General features: G+C 62.2%; 16 protein-coding genes, 1 pseudogene and 1 riboswitch. Of the genes and pseudogenes, 6 read left to right on the top strand and 11 right to left on the bottom strand.

Annotated elements, in window-relative coordinates; genetic code table 11:
- The first annotated feature begins 102 nt into the window (after positions 1-102).
- A riboswitch (SAM riboswitch) is annotated at positions 103-180 on the top strand.
- Between the two features lie 55 nt (positions 181-235).
- Entirely contained in the window at positions 236-1,423 is a 1,188-nt protein-coding gene (locus NKJ08_RS25975) for an O-succinylhomoserine sulfhydrylase (protein ID WP_352526800.1), read from the top strand.
- A 35-nt stretch (positions 1,424-1,458) separates the two neighbouring features.
- On the opposite strand, the gene NKJ08_RS25970 is transcribed toward NKJ08_RS25975, so the two are convergent.
- Positions 1,459-2,613 carry a ceramide glucosyltransferase gene (locus NKJ08_RS25970; RefSeq protein WP_352776084.1) on the bottom strand — a complete coding sequence of 385 codons (1,155 nt, stop codon included), beginning with the start codon at positions 2,611-2,613 and terminating at the stop codon, positions 1,459-1,461.
- A gap of 228 nt (positions 2,614-2,841) precedes the next feature.
- Here NKJ08_RS25970 and apaG point away from each other — a divergent pair, with 228 nt between their 5' ends.
- Complete coding sequence (gene apaG / locus NKJ08_RS25965) at positions 2,842-3,234, top strand: Co2+/Mg2+ efflux facilitator ApaG/CorD (protein ID WP_254816331.1); 393 nt, start codon at positions 2,842-2,844, stop codon at positions 3,232-3,234.
- A 6-nt stretch (positions 3,235-3,240) separates the two neighbouring features.
- Here apaG and NKJ08_RS25960 read toward each other — a convergent pair whose 3' ends face one another.
- The 3 genes from NKJ08_RS25960 to NKJ08_RS25950 all read right to left on the bottom strand — a co-directional run bounded on the left by NKJ08_RS25960 (position 3,241) and on the right by NKJ08_RS25950 (position 6,524).
- Positions 3,241-4,251, bottom strand: a complete 1,011-nt coding sequence (locus NKJ08_RS25960) for an Hsp33 family molecular chaperone (protein ID WP_352526798.1) — start codon at positions 4,249-4,251, stop codon at positions 3,241-3,243.
- 147 nt (positions 4,252-4,398) lie between these two features.
- Positions 4,399-5,310: an ornithine carbamoyltransferase gene (gene argF / locus NKJ08_RS25955; RefSeq protein ID WP_352526797.1), complete on the bottom strand. Its 912-nt coding sequence runs from the start codon at positions 5,308-5,310 to the stop codon at positions 4,399-4,401.
- A 14-nt stretch (positions 5,311-5,324) separates the two neighbouring features.
- Positions 5,325-6,524 carry an aspartate aminotransferase family protein gene (locus tag NKJ08_RS25950; protein ID WP_352776087.1) on the bottom strand — a complete coding sequence of 400 codons (1,200 nt, stop codon included), beginning with the start codon at positions 6,522-6,524 and terminating at the stop codon, positions 5,325-5,327.
- A gap of 354 nt (positions 6,525-6,878) precedes the next feature.
- Here NKJ08_RS25950 and NKJ08_RS25945 point away from each other — a divergent pair, with 354 nt between their 5' ends.
- Positions 6,879-7,397, top strand: coding sequence for a GcrA family cell cycle regulator (locus NKJ08_RS25945; protein WP_352526795.1), 519 nt, complete (start codon positions 6,879-6,881; stop codon positions 7,395-7,397).
- 130 nt (positions 7,398-7,527) lie between these two features.
- Here NKJ08_RS25945 and NKJ08_RS25940 read toward each other — a convergent pair whose 3' ends face one another.
- The 3 genes from NKJ08_RS25940 to NKJ08_RS25930 form a co-directional block, all read right to left on the bottom strand.
- The gene (locus tag NKJ08_RS25940) at positions 7,528-8,535 is read right to left on the bottom strand and encodes a magnesium and cobalt transport protein CorA (RefSeq protein WP_352526794.1); all 1,008 of its coding nucleotides are present in this window, start codon (positions 8,533-8,535) and stop codon (positions 7,528-7,530) included.
- Between the two features lie 193 nt (positions 8,536-8,728).
- The gene (gene phoU / locus NKJ08_RS25935; RefSeq protein WP_352526793.1) at positions 8,729-9,454 is read right to left on the bottom strand and encodes a phosphate signaling complex protein PhoU; all 726 of its coding nucleotides are present in this window, start codon (positions 9,452-9,454) and stop codon (positions 8,729-8,731) included.
- Between the two features lie 114 nt (positions 9,455-9,568).
- A complete protein-coding gene (locus NKJ08_RS25930; RefSeq protein ID WP_352526792.1) occupies positions 9,569-10,834 on the bottom strand; it encodes a sensor histidine kinase in 1,266 nt (421 codons plus the stop codon).
- 214 nt (positions 10,835-11,048) lie between these two features.
- On the opposite strand from NKJ08_RS25930, the gene ppk2 reads away from it, so the two are divergent.
- Entirely contained in the window at positions 11,049-11,951 is a 903-nt protein-coding gene (gene ppk2 / locus NKJ08_RS25925; RefSeq protein ID WP_352526791.1) for a polyphosphate kinase 2, read from the top strand.
- Between the two features lie 24 nt (positions 11,952-11,975).
- On the opposite strand, the gene NKJ08_RS25920 is transcribed toward ppk2, so the two are convergent.
- The 3 genes from NKJ08_RS25920 to NKJ08_RS25910 all read right to left on the bottom strand — a co-directional run bounded on the left by NKJ08_RS25920 (position 11,976) and on the right by NKJ08_RS25910 (position 14,207).
- Complete coding sequence (locus NKJ08_RS25920) at positions 11,976-12,725, bottom strand: enoyl-CoA hydratase-related protein (protein ID WP_352526790.1); 750 nt, start codon at positions 12,723-12,725, stop codon at positions 11,976-11,978.
- Between the two features lie 14 nt (positions 12,726-12,739).
- Positions 12,740-13,378, bottom strand: a complete 639-nt coding sequence (locus NKJ08_RS25915) for an acyl-homoserine-lactone synthase (protein WP_352784017.1) — start codon at positions 13,376-13,378, stop codon at positions 12,740-12,742.
- 97 nt (positions 13,379-13,475) lie between these two features.
- Entirely contained in the window at positions 13,476-14,207 is a 732-nt protein-coding gene (locus tag NKJ08_RS25910) for a helix-turn-helix transcriptional regulator (protein WP_352526788.1), read from the bottom strand.
- A 251-nt stretch (positions 14,208-14,458) separates the two neighbouring features.
- Between NKJ08_RS25910 and NKJ08_RS25905 the strand changes: the two genes are divergently transcribed.
- Positions 14,459-15,310 carry an ABC transporter substrate-binding protein gene (locus tag NKJ08_RS25905; protein ID WP_352776092.1) on the top strand — a complete coding sequence of 284 codons (852 nt, stop codon included), beginning with the start codon at positions 14,459-14,461 and terminating at the stop codon, positions 15,308-15,310.
- A gap of 15 nt (positions 15,311-15,325) precedes the next feature.
- On the opposite strand, the gene NKJ08_RS25900 is transcribed toward NKJ08_RS25905, so the two are convergent.
- Positions 15,326-15,736, bottom strand: coding sequence for a tellurite resistance TerB family protein (locus NKJ08_RS25900; RefSeq protein WP_352526787.1), 411 nt, complete (start codon positions 15,734-15,736; stop codon positions 15,326-15,328).
- A 244-nt stretch (positions 15,737-15,980) separates the two neighbouring features.
- Here NKJ08_RS25900 and lysK point away from each other — a divergent pair.
- A pseudogene (gene lysK / locus NKJ08_RS25895) lies at positions 15,981-16,733 on the top strand (lysine--tRNA ligase); the annotation flags it as partial.

The raw sequence follows: 16,733 nt of genomic DNA, 5'->3' as shown, positions 1-16,733 counted from the left end.
GCAGGTCCTTGCCACAAACCGTGGGATGCCTTCGGCACCTGCTTGGTACAACCCTCTTAATCATACCGGCAATTGACGCAAGCGCGGTGCGGGTCTAAAGGGTCGTTATCCCGTGGTGATTTGGCCGGTCGGCTTGCAGCCACGTTAAACAAGTCGCTAAAGGACCGTCTGGCCGCAAGGCCGTATGGACCGGTTGCGACTTTCGCGACCGGTTTTTTGTTGTTTGGATAGGGTAATGATCAAGAAGCGCGACTGGAAGCCTCAGACCGCACTCGTGCATGCCGGGACGCTGCGTTCCGGCTTCGGCGAGACCTCCGAGGCGATGTATCTCACCCAAGGCTATGTCTACGAGACGGCGCAAGCGGCGGAAGCCCGCTTCAAGGGCGAGGAGCCGGGCTTCATCTATTCGCGCTATGCCAATCCGACGGTCGACATGTTCGAAAAGCGCATGTGCGCGCTGGAAGGCGCCGAGGACGCGCGCGCCACGGCGTCCGGCATGGCGGCGGTGACGGCAGCACTGCTGTGCAGCGCCAAAGCGGGCGACCATATCGTGGCGGCGCGCGCACTGTTCGGCTCCTGCCGCTGGGTGGTCGAGACGCTGGCGCCGAAATACGGCATCGAGGCAACGCTGGTCGACGGCACCGACATCGCCAATTGGGAAAAAGCGGTCAAGCCCAACACCAAACTGTTCTTCCTGGAAAGCCCGACCAATCCGACGCTGGAGGTGGTCGACATCGCCGCCGTCGCGGCGCTTGCCAACTCGATCGGCGCCAGGCTGATCGTCGACAATGTCTTCGCGACGCCCTTGCAGCAAAAACCCTTGCAGCTCGGCGCCCACATCGTCGTCTATTCGGCCACGAAGCATATTGACGGCCAAGGGCGCTGCCTTGGCGGCGTTATCTTGTCGGACAAGAAATGGATCGACGAGAATCTGCATGACTATTTCCGCCACACCGGGCCCAGCCTCTCGCCCTTCAATGCCTGGACCCTGCTGAAAGGCCTGGAGACGCTGCCGCTGCGTGTGCGACAGCAGACGGAAAGTGCCGGCCGGATCGCGGACTTTCTCGCCGAGCGCCCGGAAATCGCCCGCGTCATCTATCCCGGCCGCGCCGACCACCCGCAAGCGGCCGTGGTCAAGAAGCAGATGTCGGGCGGCTCGACGCTGATCTGCCTCGATGTGAAGGGCGGCAAGCCGGCGGCCTTTGCCTTCCAGAACGCGCTCGACATCGTGCTGATTTCCAACAATCTCGGCGACGCCAAGAGCCTGATCACCCATCCCGCGACGACCACGCACAAGAACTTGACCGATGAGGCCCGCGCCGAGCTCGGCATCGGACCGGGCACGCTCAGGCTTTCCGTCGGCCTGGAAGATACCGACGATCTGCTCGAAGATATCGAACAAGCGCTGAGAGCTGCCGGATAAGGGGCTGACCGAACAGAGGTGAGCGGGACGTGCCCTCAGGCGCCGGACGGGGTCTCTTCCAGTTCCGCGACGGCCTTGGTTTGGATGGTCATCACGTTGCCGCGCCAGTCGACGGCGCTGCTCAGCCAGCCGCGCGCCCAAATGGCGGGAAGCATCACGTCCCGCGCCATCATCGCCGGGATGGTGCGCAGCGACAGGTGCCATCCCTTGGCTGAGGCCAGGGCGCATTCCGGCAGGTAGGCCGCGACCAGCACGGCAATGGCGGTGGCCGGTAGGCTGACGCCGGCATCCGCCGCCGCGATCAGCGCAAGCACCAGCGGCGGCGCCGCGCCGATCAGGATCTCGGGGGCGAAGAACAGCGCAAAGGTGACGCGGCGCAGGCGTGCCCAGCGGGCCTGCCGGGACCAGATCTCGCCCAACGTGCGCCGGGCGAGCGGCTGTTCGAAGGGCGAGGCGACAAGGTTGACGCGCAATCCGAGCCGGTTCACCAGCTTGGTCGCGGCGGCGTCCTCGGCGATCTCGGCGGCCAGCGCGCGGATGCCGCCATTGGCGTCGAGCATCGGCTTGTTCCACAACATGCTCTTGCCCTGGGCAAAGCCGAGACCGAGCGCCTCGCCGGCATATTGCCAGCGCGCCTGCAGCGGGTTGAGAAAGGCGCATTCGACCTCCCCCCAAAACCCGTCCGGTCGCGAGCCGATCGGCGTCGAGCAGACAAGGCCGGTATCGGGCCGCCATGCCGCCATCAGCTGCTGGACATAATCGCTCGGCATAAGCACGTTGGAATCGGCAAGGATGACCCAGCGATAATGCGCTGCTTCCCAACCCTTCACGCAATTGTTGAGTTTCGGATTGCCGCTGATGCGGTCGTCGCCGACAAGCAGCCGGGCGCGTATAGCTGGAAAACGCGCCATTGCGGCGGTGATCGGCTTGACCACCGGGTCGTCGGCATGGGCGACGCAGAAGATGAGTTCGTAGCGCGGCCAGTCGAGTGAGAAGGCGCGCTCCAGCGTCTCATCGGCAAACGGCTCGACGCCGCGCGCCGGGACGACGATCGATACCGGCGGCGCGTTGGCGGCGGGCGGTGCGATCCTGGCTGGTCGCTTCAGCTTCAGCGAAGCTAACAGGATGCTGGCGAGATTTGAAAGAAGGAGGGCTATGGAAAGGAGGGCGGCTGCGAACGTCGGTTCCATCGATATCTGGTCACTCCAGAAATGTCGGCCGCATGACGGCCGTTTTCAACAATTCGACAGAACGCTGAGTCGCCCGGCACAAGCCTGCACACCATCATTGTCGTGTGTCACTCAAATGACATTGTTTTTCGGCACCTGCGCTTGAGATCGGGCAAGGAGACGACGCGCATCGTTGACCAAACTGCGCTGAGCGTCGAAAATTCCGTCTACATGGCTTTGGAGCAGTTTATGTACAGTGCCGTCACCCGCAACATCGAAGTGCAGGTCAGGCCGTTCTATCTGGAGGATCACTCCGACCCGCCGCAAAACCGCTATGTCTGGGGCTACCAGGTGACCATCGACAATCAGTCGGACGAGTTCGTGCAGCTTCTGTCGCGCTACTGGCACATTACCGACGGCACCGGCAAGGTCGAGGAAGTGCGCGGCCCCGGGGTCGTCGGCGAGCAACCCGGACTCAACCCCGGCGACAGCTATCAGTATACGTCTGGATGCCCGCTCTCGACCCCGTCCGGCATCATGGTCGGGCACTACACAATGCGCAACAAGCGGGGCGAAACGTTCGACGTCGCCATCCCCGCCTTCTCGCTCGATTTGCCGGGCACGCGGCGCACCGTCAATTGACGGCCGTCATCCGGCCGCTGCAAACTCCGCCGGGTCGAAGTCATATTGTTTCGAGCAGAATTCGCAGGCGACGTGAATGCTGCCATCCTCGGTGCTGTCCCTGATCTCCTCGGCGGAAAAACCTTCGAGGATGCCGCGGATCTTCTCCCTCGAGCATGAGCACTGGTCGGCGACCGGCGCGCCGCCGAAGACGCGGACGCCATGCTCGTGGAACAGCCGGTAAAGCAGCCGCTCGGCACCGATCGTCGGATCGATCAGCTCGGTCGGTTCAATGGTACCAAGCAGCGCCAGCAGTTCCTGCCAGGAATTGTCGGTCGGGTCGTGAATTTCCTCACGCGGATCGCCATCGCCGCCGGGAAGGTCAGGCACGCGCATGCGCTCTGGCGACTGCGGCAGGAACTGTGCCAACAGGCCACCGGCGCGCCATTGCTCGCGGGCACCGCCGACGCCGGGCGTCAGAAGCTTGGCCACCGAAAGCCGAAGGTCGGTCGGAATCTGCTCCGACTGGCGGAAATAGGTCCGTGCGGCTTCCTCCAGTGTGACGCCGTCAAGCTGGACGATGCCCTGGTAACGTTGCGTGTGGGCGCCCTGGTCGATGGTCAGCGCCAGGACGCCGCTGCCGAGCAGCGTCTGCGGTGACGTCTCGCCGGCGGCCGTCAAAGCCTCCAGCCGGTCGGCATCGAAGCGGGCATAGGCGCGCAGCGCGTGCGGCGTGGAGAAATCCGCGACCAGCATGTCGACCGGCCCGTCGGTGCGGGTCTGCAGAATGAACTTGCCCTCGAACTTCAGCGAAGTTCCGAGCAGTACCGTCAGCACACAGGCTTCGGCCAGTAGCCGGCCCACCGGCTCGGGATAGTCGTGGCGGCTGAGGATGGCATCGAGCATCGGCCCGAGCTGGACGGTGCGGCCGCGCACGTCGAGCGGGCCGACCTCGAACGGCACGACATGGTCGTCGCCGGCATAGCCGAATTCGCCGAGCTTGGGTTGATATTCAGCCAATTGATGAGTTTCCAACATGACAAAGCTCCGGGGCGCGGCGATGCCGCCCTTCGGGGCGCATGCGACGAGACGCGCTCGATTTGCGTGATGCGCCTGAGATAGGCACCACGCACTCCCGGATCAAGGCGGCCCGGATCGGGCCGGCCCGGATCACGGCGGCCCGGATCAAGCGCCCAGGCACCAGGCCAAAACCGCCTTCTGGGCATGGAGCCGGTTCTCGGCCTCGTCAAACACCACCGAATGCGGCCCGTCGATGACCTCGTCGGTGACCTCTTCGCCGCGATGCGCCGGCAGACAGTGCATGAACAGCGCGTCCGGTTTGGCCTTCGCCATCAACGCCGCATTGACCTGGTAGGGCAAGAAGACATTGTGGCCGCGGGCACGGTGCTCCTGGCCCATCGACACCCAGCAGTCGGTGACGATGCAGTCGGCCTCGTGAACGGCCTCCTCGGGCGAACGGGTGAATTTCAGCTTGCCGCCATTGGCTTTCGCCCAGTCGACATGCTTCTGAGCCGGTTCGCTGCCCTCGGGCACGGCGACGTTCAGCTTGAAGCGGAACCGCGCAGAGGCCTCCAGTAAGGAATGCAGGACGTTGTTGCCGTCGCCAGTCCAGGCGATCGTCTTGCCGGCCACCGGACCGCGATGCTCTTCGAAGGTCATGATGTCGGCCATCAACTGGCAGGGATGGGTCTCGTCGGTCAGCCCGTTGATGACGGGGACCGTAGCGTTTTCCGTCAGTTCCAGCAGCCGGTCATGCGAGGTGGTGCGGATCATGATGGCATCGACATAACGCGACAGCACCTTGGCCGTGTCGGCGATGGTCTCGGAGCGGCCAAGCTGCATCTCGGTGCCAGTCAGCATGATCGTCTCGCCACCCAGCTGCCGCATGCCGACGTCGAACGACACGCGCGTGCGCGTCGAGGGCTTGTCGAAGATCATCGCCAGCACCTTGCCTTCGAGCGGCTTGGTGCGTTCGCCGGCCTTGAGCCTTGCTTTTCGTACAGCCGCATCGTCCAGCATGAAGCGCAGATCGCCTTCGGAAACGGCGGAAAGATCGGTGAAATGGCGAAGGGACATCAGGAATTCCAGGATTACTTCGCGGCGGCAGCGACGATGGCATCCGCCAGGCTCTTGGCGCCGGCACGAATGCGCTCGAGCGCCTCGTGGATCTCGGCATCGGTGACGGTGAGAGGCGGCAGCAGGCGGATAACGTTGTCGCCGGCCGGAACCGTCAAGAGATGCTGGTCGCGCAGTGCCACCGTGACCTTGGTGTTGGGCATCGCGCATTTAAGGCCGAGCATCAGGCCGGTGCCCCTGATGCTTTCGATAACGTCCGGAAATTCGTCGGCGACACCGGCCAGCCCCTGCTTCAGGAGCAGTGCCTTGCGCCGGACGTCATCGAGGAAGCTGTCTTCCAGCACCACGTCGAGCACGGCGTTGCCGACCGCCATCGCCAGCGGATTGCCGCCAAAGGTAGTGCCGTGCACGCCGGCGGTCATCCCAACCGCTGCCTCCTCGGTGGCGAGGCAGGCGCCCATCGGGAAGCCGCCGCCGATGCCCTTGGCGACCGCCATGATGTCGGGTGTGATACCCGCCCACTCATGCGCGAACAGCTTTCCGGTGCGGCCGACGCCGCATTGGACCTCGTCGAAAATCAGGAGCAAGCCGTGCTGATCGCAGAGCTGCCTGAGCCGCTTCAGCGATTGCGTCGGCACTTGCCTGATGCCGCCCTCGCCCTGCACCGGCTCGATCAGGATCGCCGCGGTTTCAGGCGTGATCGCCTTTTCGGCGGCGTCGATGTCGTCGAAGCCGACCTGGTCGAAGCCGTCGACTTTGGGGCCGAAACCTTCCAGATATTTGTACTGGCCGCCGGCGGCGATGGTCGCCAGGGTGCGGCCGTGGAAGGCGCCTTCGAAGGTGATGGTGCGGAAGCGCTCGGGATGGCCCTTGACGAAGTGGTAGCGCCGCGCCGTCTTGATGGCGCATTCGAGCGCCTCTGCGCCGGAATTGGTGAAGAACACCTTGTCGGCGAAGCTGGCATCGGCCAGCCGCTCGCCGAGCCGGCCCTGTCCCGGAATCTCGTACAGATTGGAGACATGCCAGAGCTTGGCGGCCTGCTCGGTGAGGGCCGCGACCAGATGCGGATGGCTGTAGCCCAATGAATTCACGGCGATGCCGCCGGCGAAATCGAGATATCGCTCGCCCTTGTCGGTGACCAGCCACGTGCCTTCCCCGTGGTCGAAAGCCAAGGGTGCGCGAACAAAGGTCTCGAAAAGCGCCGAACCGCTCATTATATGCGTCTCCGGAACCGGAAAATCAAAAAGCCGCCAAAGCGGCGGCCCTTGTGGCTTATCGTGTTTTTCGGCCGTGAAGTCAACGAAAAGGTCGCGCAAGGAAGCGCGGCAAGCCCTCCAGCAGGACGCCGGCTCATAAGCGACCGGGCAAGTTGGGGAAAACCGAAAAAACCGATTCGTGTTGGCCTCGGGACTCTTGTCACCGAGTCCGCGCATAAGGTAATTGTAGTAGAGAAATAACTAGATTTCGTGCGGCGGACCTAATCACCCGATATATGTGGTGTCTGCCCGGCAGAAGCCGGGTCGGGAATGGATTCCGATTGCCGCACATTTCAGCAGGAGCGCGGTCTCATGAACTGGACTGACGAGCGAGTCGAACTTCTCAGAAAATTGTGGTCGGAGGGCCTCAGCGCCAGCCAGATCGCTGCACAGCTTGGCGGGGTCAGCCGCAATGCGGTGATCGGTAAAGTGCACCGGCTGAAACTATCCGGCCGCGGACGCACGACCGCCTCACCGGCACGCCAGAAGAAGACGGTCCAGGGATCGACGATCCAGAAATCGGTGTCGCGGGCGGCAAGCGCTACGCGCCATGTCACCACGTCGATCGGCGCGACCGCGCTCAAGGCGCAATTCGACGCCGAACCGGTGTCGCGCCACTATATCCGCCCGGTCGAAAACGTCGTCGTGCCGATCTCGCGGCATCTGCAACTCGTCGAGCTGAACGAGCGCACCTGCAAATGGCCGAATGGCGATCCGCTTTCCGAAGACTTCCATTTCTGCGGCAACGACGCCGCCGAAACCGGGCCCTACTGCAAATACCACGCCCGCGTGGCGTTCCAGCCGGCTTCGGAGCGGCGGCGGAGCAGGTGAATGGTGAATGGTGAATGGTGAATGGTGAATGGTGAATGGTGAATGGTGAATGGTGAATGGTGAATGGATATCCGGGCCGAAGGCCGACATGTGAACTGATTTTAACTATTCACCATTTACTATTCACTATTCACAACCACCCGTTCTTGCGAAACCGCCAGTAGAGAAACGTGCAGATCAGGGCGATTGCCGCCAGTACGGCCGGGTAGCCATATTCCATCCTCAGTTCCGGCATGTCGCTGAAATTCATGCCGTAGATGCCGGCGAATGCTGTCGGCACGGCCAAGATGGCGGCCCATGAGGCAAGCTTCTTGGAGATCGCCGTCTCCTGGCTCTGACCGACCAGAAGGCTCGCCTCGAAGGCGAAGGCGAGAACCTCACGCAGGCTGTCGATCTTTTCCTGGACAGTGCGGATATGGTCGGTGACGTCGCGAAACAGTGGGTGCATGGCTGTATGAATTTGCGGCAGATCGGCGCTGGTCAGCCGCCGGCAGACCTCCACCAGCGGCAGGGCCGCATTACGCAGGCGCAAGAGATCGCGGCGCAGCATGTAAAGCCGCTCGATGTCGGAGCCGGTCATCGGTTTCAGCAGAACCTTGTCCTCGATCGCCTCGACCTCGTTTTCGATCTGCTCGAGCACCGGCATGTAGTTGTCGACGATGAAATCGAGAATGGCGTAGAGGACGAAATCCTCGCCCTTGGCGAGGGAATGCGGACAGCTTTCCCAATGCTGGCGAACGGCGGCGTAGGAGGTCGACGGGCCATGCCTGACGCTGACGATGTAGCCGGCGCCGACGAACAGATGCGTCTCGCCGAAGGTGACACGGCTGTCGATCAACTGCGCCGTGCGGGCAACGATGAACAGGGCATCGCCATATTGCTCGATCTTCGGCCGTTGGTGCGGATGCTCGGCGTCCTCAATCGCCAGCTCATGCAGATGGAATTGCGCCTGGACGCGAAGCAACAAATTGCGGTCGGGCTCCAGCAGTCCGATCCAGACGACATGGCCCGGCTTCCCGGCCCATTCGCCGGCTTCCTCGATCGGTATGTCGGCGATGCGCCGCCCAGCTGTATAGACGCTGCAAGCGATTATGCCCGACATCGGCGGCGCAGGAGCAAACTCGCGGACATATTCCATCGCAGCCTCCTGAAGGCAGGCCTTCATCGCGGAACTGAGAAGTCGGCGCGTCAAAGCTTAGCGCAATTTTCTCTCAGGTGGCGAATCCGAAATTCGCATCAGTGTCGAGCAGCAGGGGAGCTGCTTTTCTGATTTGAGAGCCACTCCACCAAGCCGCGAATCCAGCGCGGCCACCACGCTTGGTTTCGAGAACTCACTTCGCAGGCAGCGTTGCGGGAAGAATAATCTTGTCCGTCTTGTCGCCCTTCGGGCGATCGGCCGGCATCTGATCGCCGGTGACGATATAATAGATCGTCTCGGCGATGTTGGTGGCGTGGTCGCCGATGCGCTCGATGTTCTTGGCGCAAAACAGGAGATGAGTGCAGGGCGTGATGTTGCGTGGGTCTTCCATCATGTAGGTCAGCAACTCGCGAAACAGCGAGGTGTACATGGCATCGATCTGGTCGTCGCGGTCGCGCACGAAACCGATTTTCTCTACCGACCGCGACGCATAGACGTCGAGCACTTCCTTGAGCTGGGTCAGTGCCAGATTGGCCAAAGCCTCGAGGCCGCGGAACAGGCTGTTCGGCTGGCGCCCGTCGGCGACGGCAACCACCCGCTTGGCGATGTTCTTGCCGAGGTCGCCTACCCGTTCGAGGTCCGCCGAGATGCGGATCGCTCCGACGATCTCGCGCAAATCCGTCGCCATCGGCTGGCGCTTGGCGATGATGATGATCGCCTTGTCGTCGATCTCGCGCTGCCCCTCATCCAGAACCAGGTCGTCTCGAATGACTTTCTGGGCAAGCCCCGGATCCGCATTGACCAGCGCCGCGACCGCTTGCTCGACCATGCGCTCGGCATGGCCGCCCATCGCCGCGATGCGCTTCGACAGATATTTCAGCTCTTCGTCATAGGCGCTGACGATGTGCACGGACTGCATGGACGAATGCCTTCCCGGGATCTTCTGGTTGAGTCGCTCCCTCGAATCCCCGCTGATACGCTAGCCGGATGACAGAAAAAAGAAACGACCCATAATGTGTTAGATAGTACCGTGTCAGCGAGCCGGCAAATGAACCGAGAACGCCGCACCCTTGTCGACCTCCGACCTGATGGAGAGCCTGGCGTTGTGGCGCGTCAGGATATGCTTGACGATGGACAGGCCAAGGCCAGTGCCCTTCTGGGTCCGGCTGTTCTCGACATCGACACGGTAGAAGCGCTCGGTGATGCGCGGGATGTGTTCTTCGGGGATGCCGGGGCCGAAATCCCTGATGGTGACGTCGATGCCCGGTTCGGGATCGCCGTCGCCGCGCGTGATCGACACCACGACGCGTCCACCCGACTGGCCGTATTTGCAGGCGTTTTCCAGCAGGTTTTCGAAGACCTGGAAAAGCTCGTCCCGATCGCCAGGCACGCAGAGCGGCCCTTCCGCGAAATCCCGCTCGATGACGACACCGTTTTCCTTGGCCAGCGGCTCAAGCGAATCGATGACGCTGTCGATGGCCTGGCGCAGATCGACCTCGGTTCCCGGCTTGAGATAGGGCTTCATTTCCAGTCGCGACAGCGACAGGAGGTCGTCGATAAGACGCGCCATACGGCTGGTCTGGTTTTGCATGATCTGCAGGAACTGCTCGCGTGCCGCAGGGTCGTTGCGGGCCGGCCCGCGCAGCGTCTCGATGAAGCCGGCGATCGAGGCGAGAGGCGTGCGCAACTCGTGGCTGGCATTGGCAATGAAGTCGGCGCGCATCCTGTCGATCCGGCGTGCTTCGCTCTGGTCCTTGAACACCAGCACGTAGAGATCCGTGGCATGGCCGACAGAAGACGCACTCACCCGATAGGCTCGTTCGACAGGCAGCTTTTCGATGTAGTCGACGCTGTCCGAAGCGACGTTGCCCGACAGGATGCTGTCCAGCAAGGCCTGCATTTCCGGCGCGCGGAATTTCAGCGACAGCGACATGCCGGGGGCAATCCCGCCGAAGGCGGCAAAGGCGGCAGCGTTGGCATGGACGATGGTGGCGGAGCGATCGAAAATGATCAGCGGATCGGCAACCGCCGCCGCGAGATATTCGCCGGAAAGCCGTTGCAGGCCGCTCGCCTCGATGGCCGCAGCGCTTTCGGTGGATTGAGACGCGACGCCGGCCGGCAGCATCGCCGCTGCAACCAGTACGGCGCATGCCAGCAGCACCACATAGCCGGACATGCCTGCAAAACCATAGACCATCAGAACGGCGAGCAAGCCGGCCGCCAGCAGCCAGCGGCTGCTCCACAGCCGCATGGCGACGGCTTGCGCCTTGCTTTTCCGCCCTGTGCCGATGTCGGCCATTTGCGCTCCATCGCCTGCGCTCCGTCGGCCGGCAAGTTCAATAACTTCCTGCTGGACCGGCGCTGGAGCGCCGTGCGTCCAATTGGACGCACAAAGGACGCTCTACCACTTTTAGTCTGCTGCATCGTTCTTTCCGAAAATCGATTCCGATTTTCGGGCCGATGCAGTAAGGCTCCCAATAGCATGAGACCGGAAGCTGGAAAGGTTCGTCTCGATGAAAAACACCAAGGAAGACCCCGCTGCACCCTCATCGGGACCACTGAAGATCGCAATCGACGGCAAGGAGCGGGAGTTCGACATCGAGGCCCCGACGCTTCCCGACTGGGTCGAGGACCGCAAGCTGACCGCCGGCGGCTATCCCTACGACAAGAAGATGAAGAGCGAGGAGTATGAGGAGAGGCTAGAGCAACTGCAGATCGAGCTGGTTAAGGCGCAGGGATGGCTGCAGTCGACAGGCAAGCGGGTGATCTCGCTGTTCGAGGGACGCGACGCCGCCGGCAAGGGCGGCACGATCTTCGTTTTGCGCCAGTATCTGAACCCTCGCACGGCGCGCAACGTGGCGCTGACCAAGCCAACACCCACCGAGCTTGGACAATGGTACTTCCAGCGCTACGTCGACCACTTCCCGACGTCGGGCGAATTCGTCACCTTCGACCGCTCCTGGTACAACCGCGCCGGCGTTGAACCGGTGATGGGATTCTGCACGCCCGAGCAGCACGAGCAGTTTCTGGACGAGGTTCCGCATTTCGAACGGATGATCCGCAACGAGGGCATCTATTTCTTCAAATTCTGGCTGGACATCGGCAGGGAAACGCAGCTCGAGCGATTTCACGATCGTCGCTGGAGCCCGCTGAAGAACTGGAAGTTTTCACCGATCGACATCGCCGGCATCACCAAATGGGACGACTACACCAAGACGCGCGACCTGATGGTCGAACGCACGCACAAGGAGTTCGCGCCCTGGATCGTTGTGCGGGCGAACGACAAACGGCGCGCGCGGCTGGCCGTCATGCAGCGCATTCTCCTGTCGCTGCCGTATGACGGCCGCGACCTCGAGGTCATCGGCAAGGAGGACAAGAAGATCATCGGCGAAGGGCCGACTTTCCTCGAAAAATAAGCTCACCTCATCGATACGCGGCTCTCATGCCGCCAGCCGGGCAATTCGCTGCAGCCGCTTCAGCGTGGTGTCGTCCTGCAGCGCCTGCTGGAAAAGCGATATCTCCCGGTCGATGCGCTCGCAGAGCGCGCCAGTGTCGCCCCTGAGCAGGTCGCGCGTCTGCAGCAGCGCCGCGACCGGCTTCTTGGCGAGCTGCCTGGCTCTGGCAAAGGTGGCTTCCTCGACGCTGCCGTCCGTTACGATCTCGCCGACAAGGCCGAGCGCCCTGGCATCTTCGGCGGCAAGCGTGTCGCCCAGGCAGAAGAAGCGGAACGCACCGGCATAGCCAAGCTTCTGCGGCGCCAGGATGCTGGTGGCCGCGTCCGGCACCAGGCCGAAATCGACGAACGGCACCCGGAACGTGCTTTTGCTCGAGGCGATCACCATATCGCAGTGGAACAGGATGGTGCAGCCGACGCCGACGGCGTCGCCATCGACACAGGCAAGGACCGGTTTCGGGAACGTCGCCAGTGTTTGGAACATGTCGGTTACGGCCGCGATCAATCGCTGATGTTTGGTGGGGTCGAGAAATTCGGAAAAATCGCCGCCAAGGCAGAAGCAACCGGCCAGGCCGCGAAGGACCATGACGCGCACTTCGTCGTTGACGGCGGCTTCATGGAATGTTGTGGCCAAACTTTCATAGGCCCGCCTGTCCAGCACCGGGCGGCCGTCACCCGAGGATATCGTGACGATCAGCGTATGGTTGCGGAATTCTGTTTTTGAGTGAACGTTCATGGCCCTCTCCAATCTCACGAGGCGCGCCTCTGTCCGAGCATGTCCGGGTACCCTCTGGCCAGCACCGGCGCAAAGTGATTACGGCGCGAACGCACCACCTCAAGCGTGTGCTCGTTGAAGGTGAGCAGTGTGGCAACGACCTGCTGGTTGCCATAGGCGCGCTGGTAGCCAAGCGGCGTGGCCAGGAAGTGCAGCTGCAGCGCGCGAAGCACCCACATGGGCTCGAATTCGATAATCACCTGGTTGACGTTGCGCTTCAGACCCCACTCGACGAAGCCGGCAATCAACTCGGTGCCAACCGTCGACACCCCGCGCCGGCCGTCACGGAATCCCGGCGCAACAGCATAGCGGGTCAGTTCATAGACATTCGGGCCCGAAGGTGGGGTTCCCTCATAAAGGTCCGCCAGCACCTCGGTTAGAAGATGCGCCCGCGTCGTCGGCAACATCCGCTGGTAACCGGCGAGCTCGCCATTGCGGATGACGATCTGATGCACTGCCTCATCGTGGTCGAATTGATCGATCTCGAGGCCATCAGGGCGCTGCAGATCGGTCCATCCCATCTCTTCGACGAAAACTTTGTAGCGTAAACGATGAACTGCCTCCCAAAGGTCGGGGCGTTCCATCAATTCCTGTGTCGTGAGGGAAAAAAGCATTTGCCGTCTCCTAGGTTCAATAGGAAGATACGGCCGTGCTTTCCTGAGAAAATTACGCGATCGCGTAGGCAAGAATTTCTAGGCCGGCACGGCCGAGCTAGCTAATATAGCCGCGCCTTATCGCTTCCGCGACCGCCTGCACCCGATTGACGGCACCGAGTTTGCTTTTGGCGTTAAGAAGGTGTTTCTCTGACGTGTGTTCCGAAATGCCGAGAATCTGTGAAATCTCCCATTCGGACTTACCGACGGCGGCCCATTGCATGCATTCGCGCTCACGCGGCGTCAATTCGACGTGGTCGATGGTTTTGCCCGCCATGGTGTGGAGCTGCATGGCGCGGCCAATCGCATAAGTCGAGACCAGCGACACCAACCCGAAGTCGGCGCCCGACAATTCAACAGCCTCGCCGCCTAGCGACACCATTACGATCTGGCCATCGAGTGTGATCAGCGGGAAGGCCAACCCGTCGCGAAGCTTGAATTCGCCGGCGTCGCCCATCACCTCGCCGCCGCTCTTGCCGATGCGGATGCCCTGAGACGCTTCCCGCCACTGGAACGGCGCCTGAAGCTGCTTCATGTGACTGACGACGGGGTCATGATCGACGTAGTTGCGCGCAACGTAGCGCTCAAGCCATTCAGCCGGCCAGTCGCAAAGCAGCACATGGTCCTTTTGCTGGTTTTTCGGCGTGCCAGGTTGCGGAACCGTCCCGGCCATCAGCGCCGTCAGGCCGAATTCACTGGTTACCCCCAGCAGCTTTTCGCAGACCGCCGCCGCGGTGCCGGCGTGCTGCAACTGATCTATCAATTCCAGAGTGCGATCGAAATGACCCATCGCAACATCTACCCCATGTTGCCTTCCGCTCTTGAGACCAATGGCAGTGATCAATCCGCACTACGCCATCAACCCCGGACTGCAAAGCTGCTTCCTTTGTGCGCCCTACTGCTCCCTCTTCGGCCGGCATCACGCAGTCACTTGCAAACTCACTAAACAATATCCCTAAATTGCCGTGATGAAACCAAAAAGCGTTGTGCCTCTGTTATTTTCGTACGAAAAGCCGAGGCAAGACTGGACGGAGTCGTCGCGTGGCGTTTCGGTGCATATCCATTTCATTGATCTCGATGCTGATCGGAGTGCAATCGCTCGCGGGTGCTGCGCGCGCCGCGGAGCCGCAGGTGCCGGTGTTTTGGGACGCCAAGGTGCGGCTGCCAAAGCCGGACCTTTCGACGCTGCCGCGGCTGCGATTCCTGACCACCACCGATTTCCCACCCTTCAACTTTCTCGATGGGGCAGGCCGGCTGTCCGGCTTCCACGTCGATCTGGCGCGCGCTATCTGCGCCGAACTGGGCATTGCCGAAAAATGCCAGATCCAGGCGCTGCCCTGGGCCGAGCTCGAAGGCGCGCTGCAGAAAGGCGAAGGCGAAGCGATCATTGCCGGCATCGCCGCCACGCCGGAGTCGCGGTCGAAATACGCGTTTTCACGCTCCTACCTGCAGTTTCCGGCACGCTTCATCATGCTGAAGACACAGGCGCTGACCGAACCAATGTTCGACAGGCTGCGCAGCAAACGTGTCGGCGTGATCGCCGGCTCCGCGCATGAACGGATGCTGCGCGACTATTTCGGCGACGTCCAAATCGTCCCCTTCGCAAAGCCGGAGGAGCTTTATGGCGAGCTGAAAGCCGGCAAGATCGATGCCGCCTTCGGCGACGGCATGCGTTTCGCCTTCTGGCTCGGCGGTTCGGATGCGGCGGGCTGCTGCCGCTTTGCCGGCGGCCCCTATCTGGCGCCCGAATATCTCGGCTCGGGCATGGCGATCGCCACCAGGGCCGACGACCCGGCACTGGCCGCCGCATTCGACTACGCGCTGCAGGAAATTTCGGTGAAAGGCACGTTCGCCGAGTTCTATCTGCGCTATTTTCCGGTCAGCTTTTTCTGAGCTTAGACTGCCGGCTCAGGTCAGCGTGCGAAGGCGCGCCTTGGCGGCTCGCGCGATGGCGGCGACCGTCAGCGCATCAAGGTCGAGTTCCCGGCGGACGAGCTGCAGCACGCGCACCTCCTCCAGGCGCATTTCGAGATCGACGGCCGCAACCTCGAAGGCGGCGGCATAGGCGGTGTCATGCAAGCGTTCGGGCAGCGCCTCGGCGACACGCGCCAGGACGCCCTCCAGGCCGTCCTTTTCATGCAGCATTTTCTGGCAGGCCTGGGCGACCTCGACCAGCCGCTCCTGATTGAAATCCTCAAATACCGGCCAGGATCGAACGACGTCGCCGATCCGCGCCAGTTCGATGTCGGTCATGTCGCGGTCTGACGCCGAGGTGATGACCATCAGGTAGATCATGGCTTCGTGCGGCGGCAATGGCATTTACAACTCCTTGAGATGGGTCCCGAAGTTAGGAACGAGGGACCGGCGCCGCAAGGAAAAAGAGCCGCGATCGTTGACGCTCCGGTCAGGCCCTGGAGCTGATCCACCCCGAGAGGTGTCGGAATGGCTCTATCTTCTTGTTTGGCCATGGTCTTACCCGGAACCGGGTTCCACTTTTCGGGATCATGGTCTAGAGCATGCGGCTGCCGGCACGGATGCCGGCAAAGTTGCAGGAAATAGCATCATGGCCGGACAACAGCCGATCGATCTCAGCCCAGAAGTCCTTACCGCCGCCGCCGAAAGCAAGGCGTGGCCGTTCGAGGAAGCGAAAAAGATCGTCGCCCGCTACGCAAGCAGCGGCTACCCGGAAACGGTGCTGTTCGAGACCGGCTACGGCCCGTCCGGCCTGCCGCATATCGGCACGTTCGGCGAGGTGGCGCGCACATCTATGGTGCGTCATGCCTTTCGCGTGCTGACCGAAGACAAGGTCAAGACGCGGCTGCTGTGCTTCTCCGACGACATGGACGGATTGCGCAAGGTGCCGGACAATGTGCCTAACAAGGACATGCTGCGCGCCTATCTCGGCAAGCCGCTGACCAGGATACCGGACCCTTTCTCCAACGAGTATCCGTCCTTCGGCGCCGCCAATAATGCACGGTTGCGCGCTTTCCTCGACCGTTTCGGCTTCGATTACGAATTCGCTTCCTCGACCGACTATTATACTTCCGGCCGCTTCGACGCGACGTTGCTCAAGATGCTCGAGCGCTTCGACAAGGTGATGGCAATTATGCTGCCGTCGCTGCGTGAGGAGCGGGCGCAGAGCTATTCGCCCTTCCTGCCGATCCATCCCAAGACCGGCATCGTCATGCAGGTCGCGATCGACGAGCGCAAGCTCGACGCCGGCACCGTCGTGTGGGGCGCCCCGGCCCCCGGCGCGCGGGTAGGGACGCCGGGGACCGGCGGTCCCGCCCCGCGGCCAAGGGAGCCGGGCTGGGCG

Source organism: Mesorhizobium sp. M0244 (genome assembly GCF_040321795.1).
In the GTDB taxonomy this organism is placed as follows: Bacteria; Pseudomonadota; Alphaproteobacteria; order Rhizobiales; family Rhizobiaceae; genus Mesorhizobium.
Note: the sequence above shows the minus strand (reverse complement) of the source record. Positions and strands in the feature narration are given on the sequence as shown.

Excerpts from the sequence above, each read along its gene's own strand:
- NKJ08_RS25975 (WP_352526800.1), top strand. The coding sequence starts at position 236 with ATGATCAAGAAGCGCGACTGGAAGCCTCAGACCGCACTCGTGCATGCC.
- NKJ08_RS25970 (WP_352776084.1), bottom strand. The coding sequence starts at position 2,613 with ATGGAACCGACGTTCGCAGCCGCCCTCCTTTCCATAGCCCTCCTTCTT.
- apaG (WP_254816331.1), top strand. The coding sequence starts at position 2,842 with ATGTACAGTGCCGTCACCCGCAACATCGAAGTGCAGGTCAGGCCGTTC.
- NKJ08_RS25960 (WP_352526798.1), bottom strand. The coding sequence starts at position 4,251 with ATGTTGGAAACTCATCAATTGGCTGAATATCAACCCAAGCTCGGCGAA.
- argF (WP_352526797.1), bottom strand. The coding sequence starts at position 5,310 with ATGTCCCTTCGCCATTTCACCGATCTTTCCGCCGTTTCCGAAGGCGAT.
- NKJ08_RS25950 (WP_352776087.1), bottom strand. The coding sequence starts at position 6,524 with ATGAGCGGTTCGGCGCTTTTCGAGACCTTTGTTCGCGCACCCTTGGCT.
- NKJ08_RS25945 (WP_352526795.1), top strand. The coding sequence starts at position 6,879 with ATGAACTGGACTGACGAGCGAGTCGAACTTCTCAGAAAATTGTGGTCG.
- NKJ08_RS25940 (WP_352526794.1), bottom strand. The coding sequence starts at position 8,535 with ATGGAATATGTCCGCGAGTTTGCTCCTGCGCCGCCGATGTCGGGCATA.
- phoU (WP_352526793.1), bottom strand. The coding sequence starts at position 9,454 with ATGCAGTCCGTGCACATCGTCAGCGCCTATGACGAAGAGCTGAAATAT.
- NKJ08_RS25930 (WP_352526792.1), bottom strand. The coding sequence starts at position 10,834 with ATGGCCGACATCGGCACAGGGCGGAAAAGCAAGGCGCAAGCCGTCGCC.
- ppk2 (WP_352526791.1), top strand. The coding sequence starts at position 11,049 with ATGAAAAACACCAAGGAAGACCCCGCTGCACCCTCATCGGGACCACTG.
- NKJ08_RS25920 (WP_352526790.1), bottom strand. The coding sequence starts at position 12,725 with ATGAACGTTCACTCAAAAACAGAATTCCGCAACCATACGCTGATCGTC.
- NKJ08_RS25915 (WP_352784017.1), bottom strand. The coding sequence starts at position 13,378 with ATGCTTTTTTCCCTCACGACACAGGAATTGATGGAACGCCCCGACCTT.
- NKJ08_RS25910 (WP_352526788.1), bottom strand. The coding sequence starts at position 14,207 with ATGGGTCATTTCGATCGCACTCTGGAATTGATAGATCAGTTGCAGCAC.
- NKJ08_RS25900 (WP_352526787.1), bottom strand. The coding sequence starts at position 15,736 with ATGCCATTGCCGCCGCACGAAGCCATGATCTACCTGATGGTCATCACC.